The 18,926-nt window shown below is 22.4% G+C and carries 23 protein-coding genes and 4 pseudogenes; 5 read left to right on the top strand and 22 right to left on the bottom strand.

What is annotated here, in order from left to right:
- Positions 1 to 7: 7 nt before the first annotated feature.
- Positions 8 to 811, bottom strand: a pseudogene (locus AAHH39_RS02465) (IS30 family transposase); the annotation flags it as partial.
- 95 nt (positions 812 to 906) lie between these two features.
- Between AAHH39_RS02465 and AAHH39_RS02460 the strand changes: the two are divergent.
- Positions 907 to 1,575: pseudogene (locus AAHH39_RS02460) on the top strand (IS256 family transposase); the annotation flags it as partial.
- A gap of 45 nt (positions 1,576 to 1,620) precedes the next feature.
- On the opposite strand, the gene AAHH39_RS02455 reads toward AAHH39_RS02460, so the two are convergent.
- From AAHH39_RS02455 to AAHH39_RS02425, 7 genes and pseudogenes are all read right to left on the bottom strand, one after another.
- Positions 1,621 to 2,859, bottom strand: a complete 1,239-nt coding sequence (locus AAHH39_RS02455; RefSeq protein ID WP_342219307.1) for an IS256 family transposase — start codon at positions 2,857 to 2,859, stop codon at positions 1,621 to 1,623.
- Positions 2,860 to 3,079: 220 nt separating this feature from the next.
- Entirely contained in the window at positions 3,080 to 3,205 is a 126-nt protein-coding gene (locus AAHH39_RS02450; RefSeq protein ID WP_342218719.1) for a hypothetical protein, read from the bottom strand.
- 15 nt (positions 3,206 to 3,220) lie between these two features.
- On the bottom strand, positions 3,221 to 3,421 hold the full coding sequence (locus AAHH39_RS02445) for a hypothetical protein (protein WP_342218718.1): 201 nt from the start codon (positions 3,419 to 3,421) through the stop codon (positions 3,221 to 3,223).
- Positions 3,408 to 4,073, bottom strand: coding sequence for a PD-(D/E)XK nuclease family protein (locus tag AAHH39_RS02440; protein WP_342218717.1), 666 nt, complete (start codon positions 4,071 to 4,073; stop codon positions 3,408 to 3,410). The genes AAHH39_RS02445 and AAHH39_RS02440 overlap by 14 nt, the downstream gene beginning before the upstream one ends.
- Positions 4,057 to 4,284, bottom strand: a complete 228-nt coding sequence (locus tag AAHH39_RS02435; protein ID WP_342218716.1) for a hypothetical protein — start codon at positions 4,282 to 4,284, stop codon at positions 4,057 to 4,059. The genes AAHH39_RS02440 and AAHH39_RS02435 overlap by 17 nt, the downstream gene beginning before the upstream one ends.
- Entirely contained in the window at positions 4,274 to 4,408 is a 135-nt protein-coding gene (locus tag AAHH39_RS02430) for a hypothetical protein (protein WP_342218715.1), read from the bottom strand. Before AAHH39_RS02430 ends, AAHH39_RS02435 begins: the two co-directional genes overlap by 11 nt.
- Before the next feature lie 703 nt (positions 4,409 to 5,111).
- Positions 5,112 to 5,462: pseudogene (locus AAHH39_RS02425) on the bottom strand (IS30 family transposase); the annotation flags it as partial.
- Between AAHH39_RS02425 and AAHH39_RS02420 the strand changes: the two are divergent.
- Positions 5,428 to 5,580: a hypothetical protein gene (locus AAHH39_RS02420; RefSeq protein ID WP_342218260.1), complete on the top strand. Its 153-nt coding sequence runs from the start codon at positions 5,428 to 5,430 to the stop codon at positions 5,578 to 5,580. The pseudogene AAHH39_RS02425 and the gene AAHH39_RS02420 sit on opposite strands and share 35 nt — an antisense overlap.
- Before the next feature lie 53 nt (positions 5,581 to 5,633).
- On the opposite strand, the pseudogene AAHH39_RS02415 reads toward AAHH39_RS02420, so the two are convergent.
- Positions 5,634 to 6,122: pseudogene (locus AAHH39_RS02415) on the bottom strand (helix-turn-helix domain-containing protein); the annotation flags it as partial.
- Between the two features lie 58 nt (positions 6,123 to 6,180).
- On the opposite strand from AAHH39_RS02415, the gene AAHH39_RS02410 reads away from it, so the two are divergent.
- Positions 6,181 to 6,318, top strand: a complete 138-nt coding sequence (locus tag AAHH39_RS02410) for a hypothetical protein (RefSeq protein WP_342218714.1) — start codon at positions 6,181 to 6,183, stop codon at positions 6,316 to 6,318.
- Between the two features lie 15 nt (positions 6,319 to 6,333).
- Positions 6,334 to 6,648 (top strand): ankyrin repeat domain-containing protein, encoded by a 315-nt coding sequence (locus AAHH39_RS02405; RefSeq protein WP_342218713.1) that lies wholly within the window; start codon positions 6,334 to 6,336, stop codon positions 6,646 to 6,648.
- Positions 6,649 to 6,671: 23 nt separating this feature from the next.
- On the opposite strand, the gene AAHH39_RS02400 is transcribed toward AAHH39_RS02405, so the two are convergent.
- A complete protein-coding gene (locus AAHH39_RS02400) occupies positions 6,672 to 6,854 on the bottom strand; it encodes a hypothetical protein (protein ID WP_342218712.1) in 183 nt (60 codons plus the stop codon).
- On the opposite strand from AAHH39_RS02400, the gene AAHH39_RS13245 reads away from it, so the two are divergent.
- The gene (locus tag AAHH39_RS13245; protein WP_425288916.1) at positions 6,784 to 7,272 is read left to right on the top strand and encodes an ankyrin repeat domain-containing protein; all 489 of its coding nucleotides are present in this window, start codon (positions 6,784 to 6,786) and stop codon (positions 7,270 to 7,272) included. The genes AAHH39_RS02400 and AAHH39_RS13245 overlap by 71 nt on opposite strands.
- Positions 7,273 to 7,295: 23 nt before the next feature.
- Here the strand turns inward: AAHH39_RS13245 and AAHH39_RS02395 are convergent, their stop codons facing one another.
- The 12 genes from AAHH39_RS02395 to AAHH39_RS02340 all read right to left on the bottom strand — a co-directional run bounded on the left by AAHH39_RS02395 (position 7,296) and on the right by AAHH39_RS02340 (position 18,779).
- Positions 7,296 to 7,931 carry a hypothetical protein gene (locus AAHH39_RS02395; protein ID WP_342218711.1) on the bottom strand — a complete coding sequence of 212 codons (636 nt, stop codon included), beginning with the start codon at positions 7,929 to 7,931 and terminating at the stop codon, positions 7,296 to 7,298.
- Positions 7,932 to 8,019: 88 nt separating this feature from the next.
- Positions 8,020 to 9,507 (bottom strand): VWA domain-containing protein, encoded by a 1,488-nt coding sequence (locus AAHH39_RS02390; RefSeq protein ID WP_342218710.1) that lies wholly within the window; start codon positions 9,505 to 9,507, stop codon positions 8,020 to 8,022.
- Positions 9,508 to 9,521: 14 nt separating this feature from the next.
- Positions 9,522 to 11,102: an AAA family ATPase gene (locus AAHH39_RS02385; protein ID WP_342218709.1), complete on the bottom strand. Its 1,581-nt coding sequence runs from the start codon at positions 11,100 to 11,102 to the stop codon at positions 9,522 to 9,524.
- A 23-nt stretch (positions 11,103 to 11,125) separates the two neighbouring features.
- A complete protein-coding gene (locus AAHH39_RS02380) occupies positions 11,126 to 11,746 on the bottom strand; it encodes a hypothetical protein (protein ID WP_286642598.1) in 621 nt (206 codons plus the stop codon).
- Between the two features lie 169 nt (positions 11,747 to 11,915).
- A complete protein-coding gene (locus AAHH39_RS02375; RefSeq protein ID WP_342217458.1) occupies positions 11,916 to 12,860 on the bottom strand; it encodes an IS30 family transposase in 945 nt (314 codons plus the stop codon).
- Positions 12,861 to 13,124: 264 nt separating this feature from the next.
- Positions 13,125 to 13,595 carry a hypothetical protein gene (locus AAHH39_RS02370; RefSeq protein WP_342218708.1) on the bottom strand — a complete coding sequence of 157 codons (471 nt, stop codon included), beginning with the start codon at positions 13,593 to 13,595 and terminating at the stop codon, positions 13,125 to 13,127.
- Positions 13,596 to 13,829: 234 nt separating this feature from the next.
- On the bottom strand, positions 13,830 to 15,455 hold the full coding sequence (locus AAHH39_RS02365; RefSeq protein ID WP_342218707.1) for a hypothetical protein: 1,626 nt from the start codon (positions 15,453 to 15,455) through the stop codon (positions 13,830 to 13,832).
- Positions 15,456 to 15,477: 22 nt separating this feature from the next.
- Positions 15,478 to 16,089, bottom strand: coding sequence for a hypothetical protein (locus AAHH39_RS02360; protein ID WP_174481267.1), 612 nt, complete (start codon positions 16,087 to 16,089; stop codon positions 15,478 to 15,480).
- A 230-nt stretch (positions 16,090 to 16,319) separates the two neighbouring features.
- Positions 16,320 to 16,814, bottom strand: coding sequence for a hypothetical protein (locus AAHH39_RS02355; protein ID WP_342218706.1), 495 nt, complete (start codon positions 16,812 to 16,814; stop codon positions 16,320 to 16,322).
- Between the two features lie 80 nt (positions 16,815 to 16,894).
- A complete protein-coding gene (locus AAHH39_RS02350) occupies positions 16,895 to 17,440 on the bottom strand; it encodes a hypothetical protein (protein ID WP_342218705.1) in 546 nt (181 codons plus the stop codon).
- Positions 17,441 to 17,506: 66 nt separating this feature from the next.
- Positions 17,507 to 18,451: an IS30 family transposase gene (locus AAHH39_RS02345; protein WP_342217458.1), complete on the bottom strand. Its 945-nt coding sequence runs from the start codon at positions 18,449 to 18,451 to the stop codon at positions 17,507 to 17,509.
- Positions 18,452 to 18,524: 73 nt separating this feature from the next.
- Positions 18,525 to 18,779, bottom strand: a complete 255-nt coding sequence (locus AAHH39_RS02340; RefSeq protein ID WP_342218704.1) for a hypothetical protein — start codon at positions 18,777 to 18,779, stop codon at positions 18,525 to 18,527.
- Positions 18,780 to 18,926: the final 147 nt, after the last annotated feature.

Here is an 18,926-nt window from a genome sequence, read left to right as displayed (position 1 = left end):
CAGTTTTTTAAAATAATTGTATTAAATCTATTAGTCTTTTATAAGATAGTGATTTTCTGGGTGTAGAATTAATTTGAAATGCTATAGTATTTAAATCTTTTTGTTTATATGAAGATAGATCTGTAGATTTTGGTAAATATCTTCTTAAAATACCATTATTATTTTCATTTAAACCTCTTTGACAAGGTTTACCAGGATCTGCAAAATAAATCTTAACATTACAATTTTTTTCGATTAATTTTCATTTACTAAATTCTTTACCACGATCAAAAGTAATAGTTTTAACTGTTCCTTTTTGTAACTTTGAAATAAATTTTATTATACTTTTTGTAATATTTTCTGATTTATTATTTTTAGTTGCTAAAGGAATTGTGGTTTTTGATCATATATCAGCTAAAGTAATAATAGAACTTTTATGATCTTTACCAATGATAGTATCACCCTCTAAATGACCAAATTCTTCTATATTTTTAATATTAGGAATGATTAAATTTCTTTCATGAATAGACTTACAATTATTAATTCTGCCCCTAGTTTCTTTTTGTTTGTGAGGTTTATTTTTTCCTTTTCTCAATAAGTTATTTTCATCAAAACCCATTCGATTTGTTTTAAACATGTTATATAAAGTTTTTGTTGAAATACTTTTTATTTTATTTTCCTTTAAAAAATTAGCAATTATATCAAGAGCATAATTTTTAGTAATTAACAAATGATTAATAGTATTAATTTCTATTAAAGTTAAAATTATTAATTTTCTACCTGCATTTTGTTTATTTTTTTGAATTTTATTCAATATTTCTAATGGTAATAAGAGCAATGTTTAGTAATCTGTGTAACTTACAAAAATAACTATGTTTAATTAATTCTAGTAAATATAATTAAATGACTAGAAAGAGTGAGTTACAGATGGCTAAAAAACAAAATATTAATAATAATGATCCAATATCAAAAGCAGTAGATTTATTATTAGAAAATACTGAAGATTTAACAACAGTTTTTAAAGAAGGGGGTTTATATAAAGAATTAACAAAACGTTTAGTTGAAAAAATGTTGAATTCTGAAATGCAAAATTATTTAGGATATGAAAAAAATCAACATAGTAATACTGAAAATGCTCGTAATGGTACAAGTTCAAAAAAATTAATAACTCAACAAGGTAAAATTGAGATTGATGTACCAAGAGATCGCAATAGTGATTTTACTCCTATAATAGTTGCAAAAAGACAGCGAAGATTTGATGGTTTTGATCAACAAGTGCTTTCACTATATGCAAAAGGTATGACTCTATCTGACATTAGAATGCAGTTACAAGAGTTATATCATGGTGCTGATATTAGTGAAAGTGTTATTAGTCAAATTACTGATGATGTTATTGATGATGTCAAAGCATGACAAAATCGACCATTAGAAAGCGTTTATCCGATTGTTTATTTTGATTGTATAGTAGTTAAAGTTCGACAAGATAAACGGATTATTAATAAATCAGTTTATATAGCATTAGGAGTTGATTTAGAAGGTAAAAAAGATGTTTTAGGCTTATGAATTAGTGAAAATGAAGGTGCTAAATTTTGATTAGCTAGAGGCTTTTTAGAAATCTGTGTATCTTTGTTTTACAAAGTACTAGTTCAGATTAATTCTGTCTTCAAATTTTATCATAAAATGAGCAATTGCTGTATTTCAATTTTGAATAGGCAATGTTCATTTTTTTGTTATATTTTCAATTGCTAAATAAAATATTTTAAAAACTGACATATCATTAGGAAAAGCTTTTTTGTTTCTAATAACTTTTCGTAATTGACTATTAACAAATTCAATAGCATTTGTTGTATAAATTACTCTTTTGATTTCTGCAGGATAACTAATAAAAATCATCAAATTTTCTCAATTTTTATATCAAGATTTAGCAATTTGGGGATATTGTTTATTTCATTTACTTTCAAATGATTCTAAAGCTTGCATTGCTTGTTCTTCACTACATGCACTATAAATTGGTTTTAAATCTGTAACTAGAGTTTTTCGATGTTTGTATGAAACATATTTTAAACTATTTCGAATTTGATGAACAATGCATAATTGATGTTCTGTTTTAGGATAAACTGCTTGTATTGCTTCTGACATGCCTGTTAAATTATCACTACAAGCAATCAAAATATCATTTAAGCCTCGATTTTTCATTTCTGTGAAATTAGCTAATCAAAATTTAGCACCTTCATTTTCACTAATTCATAAGCCTAAAACATCTTTTTTACCTTCTAAATCAACTCCTAATGCTATATAAACTGATTTATTAATAATCCGTTTATCTTGTCGAACTTTAACTACTATACAATCAAAATAAACAATCGGATAAACGCTTTCTAATGGTCGATTTTGTCATGCTTTGACATCATCAATAACATCATCAGTAATTTGACTAATAACACTTTCACTAATATCAGCACCATGATATAACTCTTGTAACTGCATTCTAATGTCAGATAGAGTCATACCTTTTGCATATAGTGAAAGCACTTGTTGATCAAAACCATCAAATCTTCGCTGTCTTTTTGCAACTATTATAGGAGTAAAATCACTATTGCGATCTCTTGGTACATCAATCTCAATTTTACCTTGTTGAGTTATTAATTTTTTTGAACTTGTACCATTACGAGCATTTTCAGTATTACTATGTTGATTTTTTTCATATCCTAAATAATTTTGCATTTCAGAATTCAACATTTTTTCAACTAAACGTTTTGTTAATTCTTTATATAAACCCCCTTCTTTAAAAACTGTTGTTAAATCTTCAGTATTTTCTAATAATAAATCTACTGCTTTTGATATTGGATCATTATTATTAATATTTTGTTTTTTAGCCATCTGTAACTCACTCTTTCTAGTCATTTAATTATATTTACTAGAATTAATTAAACATAGTTATTTTTGTAAGTTACACAGATTACTAAACATTGCCAAATTAAAATTGATTTATCCATGATTGTCATCCCTCTTATTACTTGTTATTTCATCAACTATTATTTCTAAACATTTCATACATCAATTTTTACTTAATCAAATTCTTTTATTACATCTTTTACATTTATTCATACTTATTTATCCTTGTTTTTAATAAACTTAATTCATATTTAATTTGTTTTCTAATTTCAAATTCAATTACTTCATCAGGTGAATATTCCTTTAATTTTGTAGAAAAGTAATGATACATGATAAAGTGTTATTTTTAGAGAATTTTTACACTAAATAATGTTACTTTTAACAAATTTTTAATTAAAAATAATATTTTAAGTGTAAATTGATGAATAATTTTTGGTCATCCATACTTTTCTACATAATTAAAAGAATATTCTAATAATTCATTTAAATATTTAATATTTTCTTTAATTTGCTCTATGTCTTCTTTATTAAATTTATTCATTTTCATTTTTATTTTCTCCTTTAAAATATTTTGTTTTTGCATTCATTCATTCAATTATTAATTCATTTGTTATTTCTATTTTTATTTCTTGCTGAGTATTTTTATTAGTTAAATAAACATAAGTTTTATAAGATGGAGTTATGCCATTATCAAGTAACATGCAATAATAAGCAGTTAATTGTAATTTAATTCTTTTTAATTTATCTTCATCAATACAAGCATAAGTTTTATAATCTACTAAATAATATTTATTTTCTTTTTTATTTAAATAAACTAAATCTGGTGTTCCAGCAATTACATTATCATTAATAGGTTTTTCTATAATAAATTCATAATTATTTTTATCTTTAAATTTTTCTTTTAAAAACATAAGTGATTTTTTACAATAAGAATAATTAATATTATTAGTTAATGGTTTTAATTTTTTTAATAAATTATTAATAATATTTTCTTTATGAATATTTTGTAAATATAATTCATTTAATTTATGTACTCATTTACCACGAACTGAAGCATTTTTTAATACTTCTGGTGATATATGACTATAGCCAAAACCTAAATAATTATCAATAATTTTAGAAACTGATATTAATTCTTTATCATCTAAAAAATATTGATGTTTTTCTTTTTTAAAAATTAATTTAGGAATATCCTTCACGTTTTGCTTCTAAAAAAGCATATCATCCTTCAATAATTTTTAATGCATAATCAATATTTTTTTCTTCTTTAATAAGTTTTTCTAATATTTTTAACATTCCATAATTTATTAAATCATCTGAAATATTTTTTTCTTTACATTCTTTATATCTATCTCTATAAAAACTATTAACAAATTTAAAACCATCATATTCTTTACCATTAATTTTCATATTTATAACTTCCATTTCTACCTATTAATATTCAAAAACATTTATTACATAATCTATTACCAAAAGAGGATTGTTTTCTACATTTATCACAAGAACCAACCATTCTATATTCTCTATATTCCATAAATATTAATCCTTTCAATTAATGTTTAGAAGCAATAATTATTAATGTTAAAATCATAATAATGTAAAGGGAAAATTATTATTAAAATCATAATTTATTTCTATTTTATACAATATATTTTGTTAAAATAAAAAAAATAAACTTTACATATTAAATGGTCTATTTTCTAAATTTGTTACTACACTAGAGATATTATTAATCAAACTTATATTTTCAGGAAAATCTTTTTCACTAATAACTGTGATTGCTACTTCTTCTTGAAATTCTTTATTTGTAACAATATTTTTTTTAAAATTTTGAAGAATTTCAATAAAATTACTTAAACTTTTAAATTTCTCACGTTCTGTAAGAACCTGTTTAGAATCTTTTCGAAAATAATGTAAAATGATTATATATCCTGAATTGTAAATATAAATGGGACAGTTTTTTAAAATAATTGTATTAAATCTATTGGTCTTTTATAAGATAGTGATTTTCTGGGTGTAGAATTAATTTGAAATGCTATAGTATTTAAATCTTTTTGTTTATATGAAGATAGATCTTTTAATTATGTAGAAAAGTATGGATGACCAAAAATTATTCATCAATTTACACTTAAAATATTATTTTTAATTAAAAATTTGTTAAAAGTAACATTATTTAGTGTAAAAATTCTCTAAAAATAACACTTTATCATGTATCATTACTTTTCTACAAAATTAAAGGATAGATCTGTAGATTTTGGTAAATATCTTCTTAAAATACCATTATTATTTTCATTTAAACCTCTTTGACAAGGTTTACCAGGATCTGCAAAATAAATCTTAACATTACAATTTTTTTCGATTAATTTTCATTTACTAAATTCTTTACCACGATCAAAAGTAATAGTTTTAACTGTTCCTTTTTGTAACTTTGAAATAAATTTTATTATACTTTTTGTAATATTTTCTGATTTATTATTTTTAGTTGCTAAAGGAATTGTGGTTTTTGATCATATATCAGCTAAAGTAATAATAGAACTTTTATGATCTTTACCAATGATAGTATCACCCTCTAAATGACCAAATTCTTCTTTTAATTATGTAGAAAAGTATGGATGACCAAAAATTATTCATCAATTTACACTTAAAATATTATTTTTAATTAAAAATTTGTTAAAAGTAACATTATTTAGTGTAAAAATTCTCTAAAAATAACACTTTATCATGTATCATTACTTTTCTACAAAATTAAAGAATTCTTCTATATTTTTAATATTAGGAATGATTAAATTTCTTTCATGAATAGACTTACAATTATTAATTCTGCCCCTAGTTTCTTTTTGTTTGTGAGGTTTATTTTTTCCTTTTCTCAATAAGTTATTTTCATCAAAACCCATTCGATTTGTTTTAAACATGTTATATAAAGTTTTTGTTGAAATACTTTTTATTTTATTTTCCTTTAAAAAATTAGCAATTATATCAAGAGCATAATTTTTAGTAATTAACAAATGATTAATAGTATTAATTTCTATTAAAGTTAAAATTATTAATTTTCTACCTGCATTTTGTTTATTTTTTTGAATTTTATTCAATATTTCTAATGGTAATAAGTTTTGATTTAATAATCTACAAACTCTATGTACAGTTGATTTACTATAATCAATGGCTTTTGCTATTTTACGAATCGAAAATCCATAACTTTTATATTCTTTTATTGCTATTATTGATTCAATAGTCAGATACTTATACATTGTGCTAATTCCTTTCTTTTCTTAATTATAGAATTAACACAATTTAATTTTTATATAAGTGTCCTTTTTAATTTTACAATTCAGGTATGTAGAAAAGTATGGATGACCAAAAATTATTCATCAATTTACACTTAAAATATTATTTTTAATTAAAAATTTGTTAAAAGTAACATTATTTAGTGTAAAAATTCTCTAAAAATAACACTTTATCATGTATCATTACTTTTCTACAAAATTAAAGGAAAATGGCGCCAATGTTAATCAAATAAATTTACATGGTGAAACTGCTTTAGATCGAACTATTGAAAATGGTCATTTAGATGTAATTAAATTTTTGAAATCATGTTCACCACAAGCAAGAGAAAGAGAAAAAAATAAACAATTAATGAATGCAGTAAAAGAAAATGATTTAGAAAAAATTAAACTTTTATTAGTAAATAATGCTAATGTCAACTATACAAATTCAGATATTTTTACTTATACTTATAGAATAAAAGAAAATTCCTTTAATTTTGTAGAAAAGTAATGATACATGATAAAGTGTTATTTTTAGAGAATTTTTACACTAAATAATGTTACTTTTAACAAATTTTTAATTAAAAATAATATTTTAAGTGTAAATTGATGAATAATTTTTGGTCATCCATACTTTTCTACATAATTAAAAGAAAATTCTTTTCAAAAAAATATATCAATTGGTAGTGGTAATAGCGCTTTAACAAAAGCCGCCAAAAAAGGATATTTAAATATAGTTAAATTTTTAGTTGAAAACGATGCCGATGTTAATCATATAATTAATTATAATAAAGAAAGTGCTTTAACACGAGCTGCTCAAAATAATCACTTAGATGTTATTAAATTTTTAGTAGAAAATAACGCTGATATTAATCATACAAATCAAAATGGTAAAACTGCCTTAATCCTAATTGCTGATAATAATAATATTGAGGGAGTTAAGTTTCTAATAGAAAATGGTGCTAAAATTGAATGTATAGATAATTTTTGAGAATCAATAAATAAAGTGAATCTAGAAGTGAAAGAATATTTGCAATCATGAATTTTAAACTCAAGTAAAAATGAAATAAATTCACCTAACTCTAGTAATCAACCAACAACAAATATCAAAAAACAAAGTTTGCTAATGATCTAATTAAAAGTCTAAAATAACTTTTATTATTTCTTAGCTTTAATATTTCTAACTTCTTTTAATTGTTTTTTTAACATTTTTAATTGTAAATGTAAATCTTCATATGATGGTAAATCATCACTTTTAATTTCTTCTTTTTTGTTTTTACTATAATCATTAGTTTTTTTTGATAATTGTGGAGGATTAACTCATAAATTTTTTAAGCCATATCAAAAAATAGTAAGTAAACTTAAACCAATACCTGATCAAGGAATTGTTCATAAATCTTTAAAAGGAATAGTTTGAAAATTTCTAATATTAAAGTAATTAAAAAGTACTAATACAAAAAGTATCAATACTAAGGTTATTAATAACATGTGTATAGCAAAAACTGATCTTGAAAAAGGTTTTTTAATAAAAATTAATGGTATTAAATAAGTTAAATTAAAAATCAATAATGTTCCAAAAGTATATAAAGAAACTATACTATCACTAGTCATTAATTGTTTATAAAAACTACTAGTAATTGGTTCTTTATTAACGATTAAAGTAATAATAATAGCAATATTGTTTTTTAATGGAACACCCCAATTAAATAATGGAAAAATTGATAAACTAATTGTTACTGTTAAAACACTAATAATAACTAATGTTTTGCTTAAAATTAAATTATTTTTTTTCATATTATCCATCTCTCATTATCAGTTTACTTTTTCACTCTAATAATATTTTATCATTATTAAAGCAAAAAAATAACTATCAAAATTAAGATTAAGATTTATTTTTAGTTTTAGCTAAATTTAATGCAATTTTTCGCGCAGCAAATGGATCGCGAGGATCATAATGTCAATAATTAGTAAAATATTTTTTAAAATTATTAGGTAATGTTGAAGAAGCAATATTAATAGCATGAAAGCGATTAGCTTTTGCTTTTAGTTGCAACATTAAATTAATATTATTTTTAGTAATATTAGCAGATAAAAAATCAGAAACTACCAATAAGTCTGCATTATGATATGTTTTAGATTGCATAATTGTTAAAGCATGACTAATAGCTGGATTAATATTAGTATGTCCTTTAAAACTATGACCTAAAAAATGAATTAGATTGGGAATTGATGAAACTAAATTAGATAAATCATAAGTTTCAAATTTACCAGAAAAATTGATCATATAGCATGGTCTTTTTTCTTGTAAAGCAATTTTACTAATAGCAAGCACAATTGATTTTGCAATAATTTCTGGACTATGACTCATCGATTTAGATGTATCAATGCATAAGATAAAAGGGCCTTCACTTTCGGGAATTGGTACTTCTACAACTTCTTCAACAAGATGTTCAGTAGCAACTAAATCCATTGATTCAAACTCTGTAATTGCTAACTTTTCTTCAACAAATTTTTTATAAAAAATAGCATTTAACTCTGGAATAGCAAGATTAACTAATTCTAATGGTAATAAATGTTCTAAATCTTTACCCTCGGTAATTCCTACTATTTCTTCAGGTCATTTTCCTAATGGCTTTAATTCATATTCAATTTGTACTTTTTGATGAACCTGCTTTTCTGTTAAACCTGAAATTCCTTTTCAACGACCAAGTAGTCTAGCAATTTCAATAATAGCTGGATTCTTATTTAAAATTTCACCATATTGTATAATAATATTTAAATTAATTTTTTTAAAATCATTTAAATCTCCTTCTCAAAATCGTCCAAAAAAATTTCAAGCAAAACCAACAATATGTCTTACTTCATTAATAATTTTAATATTATTACTTCACATTGTTAAATACTTTTGACGCATTTGCATAGTTTCAAATAATTTATAATTTACAATTCTTTGAACAATTAAACTTTCTCAATGTCTTGTAAAATTATCAAAAGTTAATTTACTATTAAGTTTACGATCCTTAAATTTTTCCTGAAAATAATGAAAATAATTAATCATTGGTGAATCAAGAATTTTTGCCCTAGTGTAAATTTCTTGTCAATTATTTTTTAATCTATCAATACCATTAATCATAACTCAGAAATATAATCGTAATTCTCCTTTAATGATGGGACTAATAACAATATTTTTACTTTTTTCTAAAACTTCATTTAAATAAAAATGACTAATTTGTTGATCAAATTCTGAAGCTAATCAAGCAAAATTTTTTTTAAATCAAGCAAAGCTACTTAAATTTGTTTCTGATAAAGACATTTTTTTCAATTTAGTTTCTAAAATTTGTGAAACATGGGATTCAATTAATTGTTCCATAATAATCACCTATCTTAATTAATATCAGAATTATTATTATTAGTATCATTAACATTTGGAATAGTTATTGGTGAATCTTCAGTTAGTGATTCTGATGAAAGAGTCGTTTCGGTTTCTGCTTCGGGTATTTGTGAAATTTTATCAAAAAATGCCATTTCTAATAGTGATTTAAATTGTTCATCAAAAAATATAGAATCGGTTTTACTTAAACTATGATATTCTTGTTCAAAATGTACTTTTAATTCATTAATTTGTTGCTTTAAATCTTTCATTTGACTATTAATATTTCCAAATTGTGATTTACTATCAGTATTAGTTAATTCAACTTGAATTATAGAATTATTTGTAATATTTATTAACTCACTAGAATTCTTTAATTGCAACTCAAACTTCTGATTACCTTCCATTTTACTTAAACTTTTACCATAAAATAATTGAATATTATGACTCTTTTTATTACGTCGTAATAATAACTGAAAATCCTTTCTACTAATAAAACAAATTGGAAATTCATCACTATGTCATAATAAACGATAATATATGCCTTTAATTTGTTCAGAAAATGGATTGGAGTAAATAGATGGTTGATTTTGACTATCTTTAATGTTTTCGGCATTATTACTTAATGTTTCCAACTCACTTTCCAGTTCAATCTGATTTTGTTTCAATGTGTAAGTTAAATCTTCACAATATGCTTCATTGAAAAGTTTTGTATATTCTTTTTCTTGATCTTCATTATCTCAAATACAGTAAGGAATAATCAATAAATCAGGCTTATCAGTAGTTGTTCTACCATTATAATAAGCTGAAGCTTTTATTAATTTAGCAATTTTTTTTCATCTTCGATCAGAAATGTAAGCTTTACCATTAGTTGCTTCTGTTAAAATTTTACGAAAACGAGAAATAAAATTTAATGTTTCTTTGCTTAAAGTAACAGTAGTTTCCAATTCTTTTAATCACTTTTCATATTCAGAAGTTTTAATTTGTAATTCAAGTGGAACTTTTACTTCTAAACTAGTAATACTTTCTAACATATCATTAAAATTTTCTTCATTAGTTAAACCATAAACTATCATTCTAATAATAAAACGATCAAATAAAGCTTCTAAACCTTTACCACTTTCTGGTAACTCATTGGAAGCTGAAATTAATAGTTTTAATGGTACTTTGATATCAACACCACCATTACGAAAGATTTTTTCATTAATAATAGTTAGTAATGTATTTTGAATTGAAGGGCCTGCTTTTCAAATTTCATCCAAAAAAGCAATATCAACAGCAGGCAAATATTGATCAATAATTCTTACATAGTTACCTTTTAATAAATCTTTGATTGAGATTGGTCCAAAAATTTCTTCTGGAGTAGAAAAACGATTCATTAAATATTCAAAATTTCGCCCTTCATGGAGCGCATATTTAATTCGTCGTGAAATTAATGATTTAGCAATTCCTGGTAATCCTAATAAAAATATTGATTCTCCTGATAATAACGCCAAAATAGCAAGTTTAAAAACAGTTTCTTTTTCATAAACATCAGCGCTAATTACTTTAATTAATTGTTCAATTCGCTTAGAAAGTAAACTATCTGTACTCATTTATATTCTCCTTTACTTATTATTTATTCGACACTTAATTCTCTTCTTACATCATCACTTTTAACAATTAATAAACAAGCAGCAATTAATCATAAAACAGTTATTAGTAAAACAATAATCATAAATATTGGAACTTCTGCAGAAACAGTTTCATTTACTAATCCATTAACCACTAACAAAATTGTACAAAATACTTCTAAAACTATAAAATAAGCAATTGCTAAAATAATATAAACAATTGATCATCCAAACATAGCACTAGCAGTGCGACCAATCGCTACTGGTAAATAAAATATAAAATTAAATCCCAAAGTTATAATTAAAAATATATAAATTATATAAGTTGGGTTCATGTTACTACCTTTATTACTCAAAATTTGATTAACCAAATTGTTAGCTAAAAAATAAGAAAAAATTAAATGAAAACATGAAACTGTAAGTAACAAAATACGAGCAATATTTTCCATTTTTGAACTTCAATACATTCTTTTAAATTTAATACTATCACTTAATAACGGATTATAAGTAGTAAAACGTTGTTCTTCAATATCTTTAAATGATGGATTATCATTATTTGATTTGATAATACTATTATCAACATTTGACAATGGAGTATTTTTTAAGTCATCTTTTTTTTCTTCCATATATCTAACACCCCTTATTTTTTATTTATATTATAACTTATTTTAGGTATTAAAACTTAATAATAGTATCTGATATAAATCAAAATTATAAGCGTTTAATTTTACAAAATTATTAAATTTAAATTTATTTTTTTAAAACCTGAATTGTAAATATAAATGGGACAGTTTTTTAAAATAATTGTATTAAATCTATTGGTCTTTTATAAGATAGTGATTTTCTGGGTGTAGAATTAATTTGAAATGCTATAGTATTTAAATCTTTTTGTTTATATGAAGATAGATCTGTAGATTTTGGTAAATATCTTCTTAAAATACCATTATTATTTTCATTTAAACCTCTTTGACAAGGTTTACCAGGATCTGCAAAATAAATCTTAACATTACAATTTTTTTCGATTAATTTTCATTTACTAAATTCTTTACCACGATCAAAAGTAATAGTTTTAACTGTTCCTTTTTGTAACTTTGAAATAAATTTTATTATACTTTTTGTAATATTTTCTGATTTATTATTTTTAGTTGCTAAAGGAATTGTGGTTTTTGATCATATATCAGCTAAAGTAATAATAGAACTTTTATGATCTTTACCAATGATAGTATCACCCTCTAAATGACCAAATTCTTCTATATTTTTAATATTAGGAATGATTAAATTTCTTTCATGAATAGACTTACAATTATTAATTCTGCCCCTAGTTTCTTTTTGTTTGTGAGGTTTATTTTTTCCTTTTCTCAATAAGTTATTTTCATCAAAACCCATTCGATTTGTTTTAAACATGTTATATAAAGTTTTTGTTGAAATACTTTTTATTTTATTTTCCTTTAAAAAATTAGCAATTATATCAAGAGCATAATTTTTAGTAATTAACAAATGATTAATAGTATTAATTTCTATTAAAGTTAAAATTATTAATTTTCTACCTGCATTTTGTTTATTTTTTTGAATTTTATTCAATATTTCTAATGGTAATAAGTTTTGATTTAATAATCTACAAACTCTATGTACAGTTGATTTACTATAATCAATGGCTTTTGCTATTTTACGAATCGAAAATCCATAACTTTTATATTCTTTTATTGCTATTATTGATTCAATAGTCAGATACTTATACATTGTACTAATTCCTTTCTTTTCTTAATTATAGAATTAACACAATTTAATTTTTATATAAGTGTCCTTTTTAATTTTACAATTCAGGAAATATAATATGGCAAAATTAAAAAACAAAAAAATAATTATTTAACTTTGACCATCCAAAATTAAATAATTATTAAAAATATTTTTTAAATAAATAAGAAATTATAAATCAATATATAAAATAAAATATTTTGTTGATTCACTAAAAATAATACTTAATATATTTTAAAAACAAAATACCTAATGAACATAATAACTGTTAATTATTTCACATTTTTGGATTGCATCTCAAAAATTATTATTTTTTATTTTTACTTTTAAACCAATAATTAAAAAAGTTAATGCAATAGTAAAAAATCCAAAAATTGGAGTTAAAATTATACAAAAAATAACTCCAATTTGTAACTGAACTCAATCATAATAACCATCATAATTATGAACTACTGATAAACATATATTTTCTGCAGAATGATTTAAAATATAATTTACACTCATATAATTTAATAAACTAAATCCATTTGTTATTTCTAGTGTTATTTCTATAATAAGTCTTTTTTCTTTATATAATTTAAGATGTTCAAAAAAACTTTTATTAAAATTTGAAAAACCAATTAACATTAAACCAATTACCATAATTAAAATAGTTAAAATAGTTAAAATAAATAAAAATAAGGTTGCTAATTTTAATTTTTTATATTTTTGCAATATCATTTATAATTTTCCTTTCAAAATAAAAACCCATTTGCTTTTATCTCAACAAACAATGGGTTAAAAACTACTATATTATTTATATTTTTTATACATAAGAATAATAACAAATTTATATTAATTTTACAATTAATAACCTATATAATTAAAACTATTTTATATAAGTAGTATGAATATTAAATTATAGTTATCAAAATTTAACCCATTTTCATAAAATCAACACTTATTTTTAAGTATTTAAATTCACTTTACTTTAAAAGTAAAATTAAAACTATGAGGCTTGGGAACATAGTCACTGCTTGTCAAATCTTTTCCAATATGAAATCTAATTTTTTTAATATCATCAATCTTAATAATATCAGTTGCCTTTAATGATAAATTATTACCATCAATATCTAAAAAAGTAAAAGCAGTTAACTCATCAATTTGCACCTTTAAAGCTTTAATAAAATATCCTTTAAAAGTAGCAAGTGATTTAATAACAAGATTTCAATTAATATTTGGATCAACCCTCGAATCAGGATAATCTAATAAGAAAAAAGTAGAATTATTTTTTGCAAATTGATACATTTCTTGTCAATATTTATTTTCTAAAAAGGTTTCTAGATCACCAATATTAATATAATCATTAACATTAATATTTTCAATACTATTATTTATTGAATTTGAAAAGCCAAAATAATAACTCAATTCTTTATATTTAAAATGATTACCACTATTATCACTAGTCAATAATACATGTGGAGGACTATATTTTATTAATGATTCATCACTATCTACTGCTTCTTGTACCATACTAAAAGGAACAAAATCAATAGGATTAACTTTAAGATAATCAATAACCTCTTCAATACTTGTTGGTTTTAAATCAATGAAATCATAAACAACATTTGGATTAGAAACATATGTTATATAAAAAGGTTTTAATGGAAAATTTGAAGAATATGAATAAAGATTAACATATTCTTTGGAACTATTCACAGCATTACCAACATAATTTAATTCGGGATGATGAACTAATTCAAAATATGGCTTAATAGTAGCTACATCATTAAAATCAATATCTGCTAAAGGAATTGTTGATATTATTGGATAAAGATGAGTATCACTAGCAAATTCTTCTTCATAATCATTAATAAATTTATTAATTTCATCTTCGATTGTTTTATAAATAACAGTATTATCAATTTTATCCGCATAATAAAAATTAGTTGGTAAATAACCATGTGTTCATTGTTCTTGCAAATAATCACTACCATTTGGAAATTTTCCTGAAATATGTTTACTAAATTTTCCTTCAAATTGATTAAACATCATAAATTTTTCATAAAATTTAGCAGTATTTTTAATTAATGCAATTACTGGCATTTTAAATTCAATAAATGAAGATTGTAACTTTAATTTTAAATCAAATTTAGTAACACCATCAGTTTGAATTAAACTCTTATCTAATTCATCATTACTATTAGGTTTATAAAAAGTGAAATCATAATTAGTAATATTAGTTGGAAAAAAACTATCTCATCAAGATTCTTTTATTAATAAATCAAAAACTTGTTTTTTTGATTCTTCTTCAAAAAATGGCAAACGTAAATTTTTATTACTACTATCAATTGGAACATCATTCATATCAACAATAATTGATTCTTCTGGAATATTTTGTTTAAAATCACCAATATTAAAAGCACTCTGCATAGCAAGAGCAATAAAAAAAGTACTAATTGCTAAACCAATTATCATAATTAAAGAAATAGTTATTGTCAGAAAACTTTTTTTTACTTTTACTGGTTCTACTTTACCAGTAACGTATTTAGTAATATTATTTAGTTTTCTTCAATCATCATTATCTTTCTTTTTAGTCATATATTATTCACCTAAATTTCCATTATCTAAAACTTAATTCATACATTTTAATAATACTTTTAATTAAATATTTTTTATTTTCAATAGTATTTAATCATCAATGCAAAATAGCAATTCATCATAATAAGAGTGCTATAACCGCGAAAATCAATACTGTCATTCGATAAGGACTGTCACTATAAGAAAACATAAAAAAACTAATACCAATAATTATTAAATTAACAATAGAACCAAATATTAAAAAAAATAAACAACTTAAACCAATACCTCTAATAGTTTTAGATAAAAAAACGGGTAAAATCATAATTAAAATTATAAAAGCAAATAAAACAGTAACTAACATTGCTACTACTTTTAATATTGCACTTTGAAAAACTGGTGCTGATGGTATACCAGGAAGATTAGCAACCAATTGACCAAAACCAATGCCATTAAAAAAAATCAAACCAATTCAAAAAATTTGAATAGTTAAAATAAATATTCGCGAAAAACCATCACCAAGACTAGTAAAATAAACTCTTGTTAAATTTAAATCTAATAATGAAGGTAAAGGAGTTTCCTTTAATTTCTTTAACTCTTTTTGACCAATAAGATTACTTGTAGTTAAAAATTGTTTATCTAATGATTTATCCATATCTTTCACCCATCCTATAAAATAATTATAATGCATTTTATTTAAAAACTATATAGTTAACTTATATCCGAATTTTAAATCTATAAAATAATCAAATTATTATTTTAAAATAAATACAAACATAATTAATAATATCTATTTTTAACTACAAGTAATATGAAAAATAAACAATAATTTTCAATAATTATTGTTTATTTTAATAATATAGTATTGTTTAAATATTTTTTTGATTATATGGAGTATCTAGAAATACTTGCACTTGCTAATTTTGAGTGAGAATATGATAAATCTATTGAGTTTATTTGTTTTCACTTATCAACTTCATTATTTAGATTTTCTACATTTTCATCACATACAGATTGTAATTCAATATTATCCATAATTAATATTTCTTCTTCATTATTTATATTTATTAATTCTTGTGATTTATTTGCATTATTTCTTTCTAAGTTATTATTTGATTTAAAATTAGTTCTAATTTTTTTAAAAATAAAACCTATTAAACCTCCAACTAAACAAAGAGGAAAAATAGGTAAAATTCAAAAAGACATTGAAACTAATTTATTGTTTTCAACTTGCTCTGACTCTAATTTAAATGTTGCCAATTGTTCTTGATTAAATCATGAAATTTGTTCTTCTGACAGTTCTGCTTTTTGTATTGGAGTTAATAACAGAATTTGTTCTAATGATAATGATTGAATTTCTGATTTTGATAATAATTGCATTGGTTTTGAATTAAATTCTTCAACTTGTTTTACTGTTGTTGAATCAACTGTTGTGCTAGTTGTGCTATTAAAATACTTATCTATTTTTCCCTCAAAAATTTTTCGTTGTTCTGCTGTAAAAAAATGAATTTGTTCTGGTGTAAATGTGGTATTTGTTCTGGTGTAAAATATGGTATTTGTTCGATTGTGAATGCTTGAATTTGTTCTTCTGTAAAAGATTGAATTTGGTTTTTAGTAAATTCTACAATCTGACTTGGTCTAAATCATGAAATTTGGTCAGATGTAAAAGAACTAATGTCTGCATGACTAAATGATTGAATTTGGTTTTTAGTTAATGCTTGAATCTGTCATCATTCAAATCATGAAATTTGGTCAGATGTAAATTGTGCAATCTGACTTGGTGTAAATCATGAAATTTGTTCCTTTGTAAAAGTTTGTATTTGTATTTTAGTAAAATTTGTAATCTGACTTGGTCTAAATCATGAAATTTGATCAGATGTAAATAATCTAATCTGTCATGGTGCAAGCGCTCGAATTTGTTCTAATGATAATGATTGAATTTCCTTTTCTGTTAATGATTTAATTTTCTTTTCTGTTAATGATTTAATTTTCTGACTAGTATACATTTCTAAATTCGAACGAGTCGAACGTTTTTTTTCTACCTGAATTGTAAATATAAATGGGACAGTTTTTTAAAATAATTGTATTAAATCTATTGGTCTTTTATAAGATAGTGATTTTCTGGGTGTAGAATTAATTTGAAATGCTATAGTATTTAAATCTTTTTGTTTATATGAAGATAGATCTGTAGATTTTGGTAAATATCTTCTTAAAATACCATTATTATTTTCATTTAAACCTCTTTGACAAGGTTTACCAGGATCTGCAAAATAAATCTTAACATTACAATTTTTTTCGATTAATTTTCATTTACTAAATTCTTTACCACGATCAAAAGTAATAGTTTTAACTGTTCCTTTTTGTAACTTTGAAATAAATTTTATTATACTTTTTGTAATATTTTCTGATTTATTATTTTTAGTTGCTAAAGGAATTGTGGTTTTTGATCATATATCAGCTAAAGTAATAATAGAACTTTTATGATCTTTACCAATGATAGTATCACCCTCTAAATGACCAAATTCTTCTATATTTTTAATATTAGGAATGATTAAATTTCTTTCATGAATAGACTTACAATTATTAATTCTGCCCCTAGTTTCTTTTTGTTTGTGAGGTTTATTTTTTCCTTTTCTCAATAAGTTATTTTCATCAAAACCCATTCGATTTGTTTTAAACATGTTATATAAAGTTTTTGTTGAAATACTTTTTATTTTATTTTCCTTTAAAAAATTAGCAATTATATCAAGAGCATAATTTTTAGTAATTAACAAATGATTAATAGTATTAATTTCTATTAAAGTTAAAATTATTAATTTTCTACCTGCATTTTGTTTATTTTTTTGAATTTTATTCAATATTTCTAATGGTAATAAGTTTTGATTTAATAATCTACAAACTCTATGTACAGTTGATTTACTATAATCAATGGCTTTTGCTATTTTACGAATCGAAAATCCATAACTTTTATATTCTTTTATTGCTATTATTGATTCAATAGTCAGATACTTATACATTGTGCTAATTCCTTTCTTTTCTTAATTATAGAATTAACACAATTTAATTTTTATATAAGTGTCCTTTTTAATTTTACAATTCAGGAAACACTTTAATATGTTTTTGCGTAAATAATTGTAATTGTTCTGCCGTTAGTAATTGCAGTTGTTCTTTAGAACTCATTTCAATATTATATAAAAAATTTAATGATAATATATTTTTTAAAATTGGTTCATTGATACCATTTTCTAATGTTAATGCATTATTCACTGGTATCAATGTCTCAACATTATTGCTACTTATGATACTTGAAGATGAGTTATTAAAGTTTAATAAATTGTTTAGCATATTTTTGCTCCTTTTTAAAAATTAAAAACTATTATAAAGTAATAGTTAAATTTAAATAAAATTATATTGATTATTTAAATTATACGTGTATTTTAATATTTTTAATTTACTTAATCAATCAAAAACTTTCTTCCATAATGAATAAAA

The organism is Spiroplasma endosymbiont of Amphimallon solstitiale, assembly GCF_964030965.1.
Taxonomy (GTDB): domain Bacteria; phylum Bacillota_I; class Bacilli_A; order Mycoplasmatales; family VBWQ01; genus Spiroplasma_E.
Note: the sequence above shows the minus strand (reverse complement) of the source record. Positions and strands in the feature narration are given on the sequence as shown.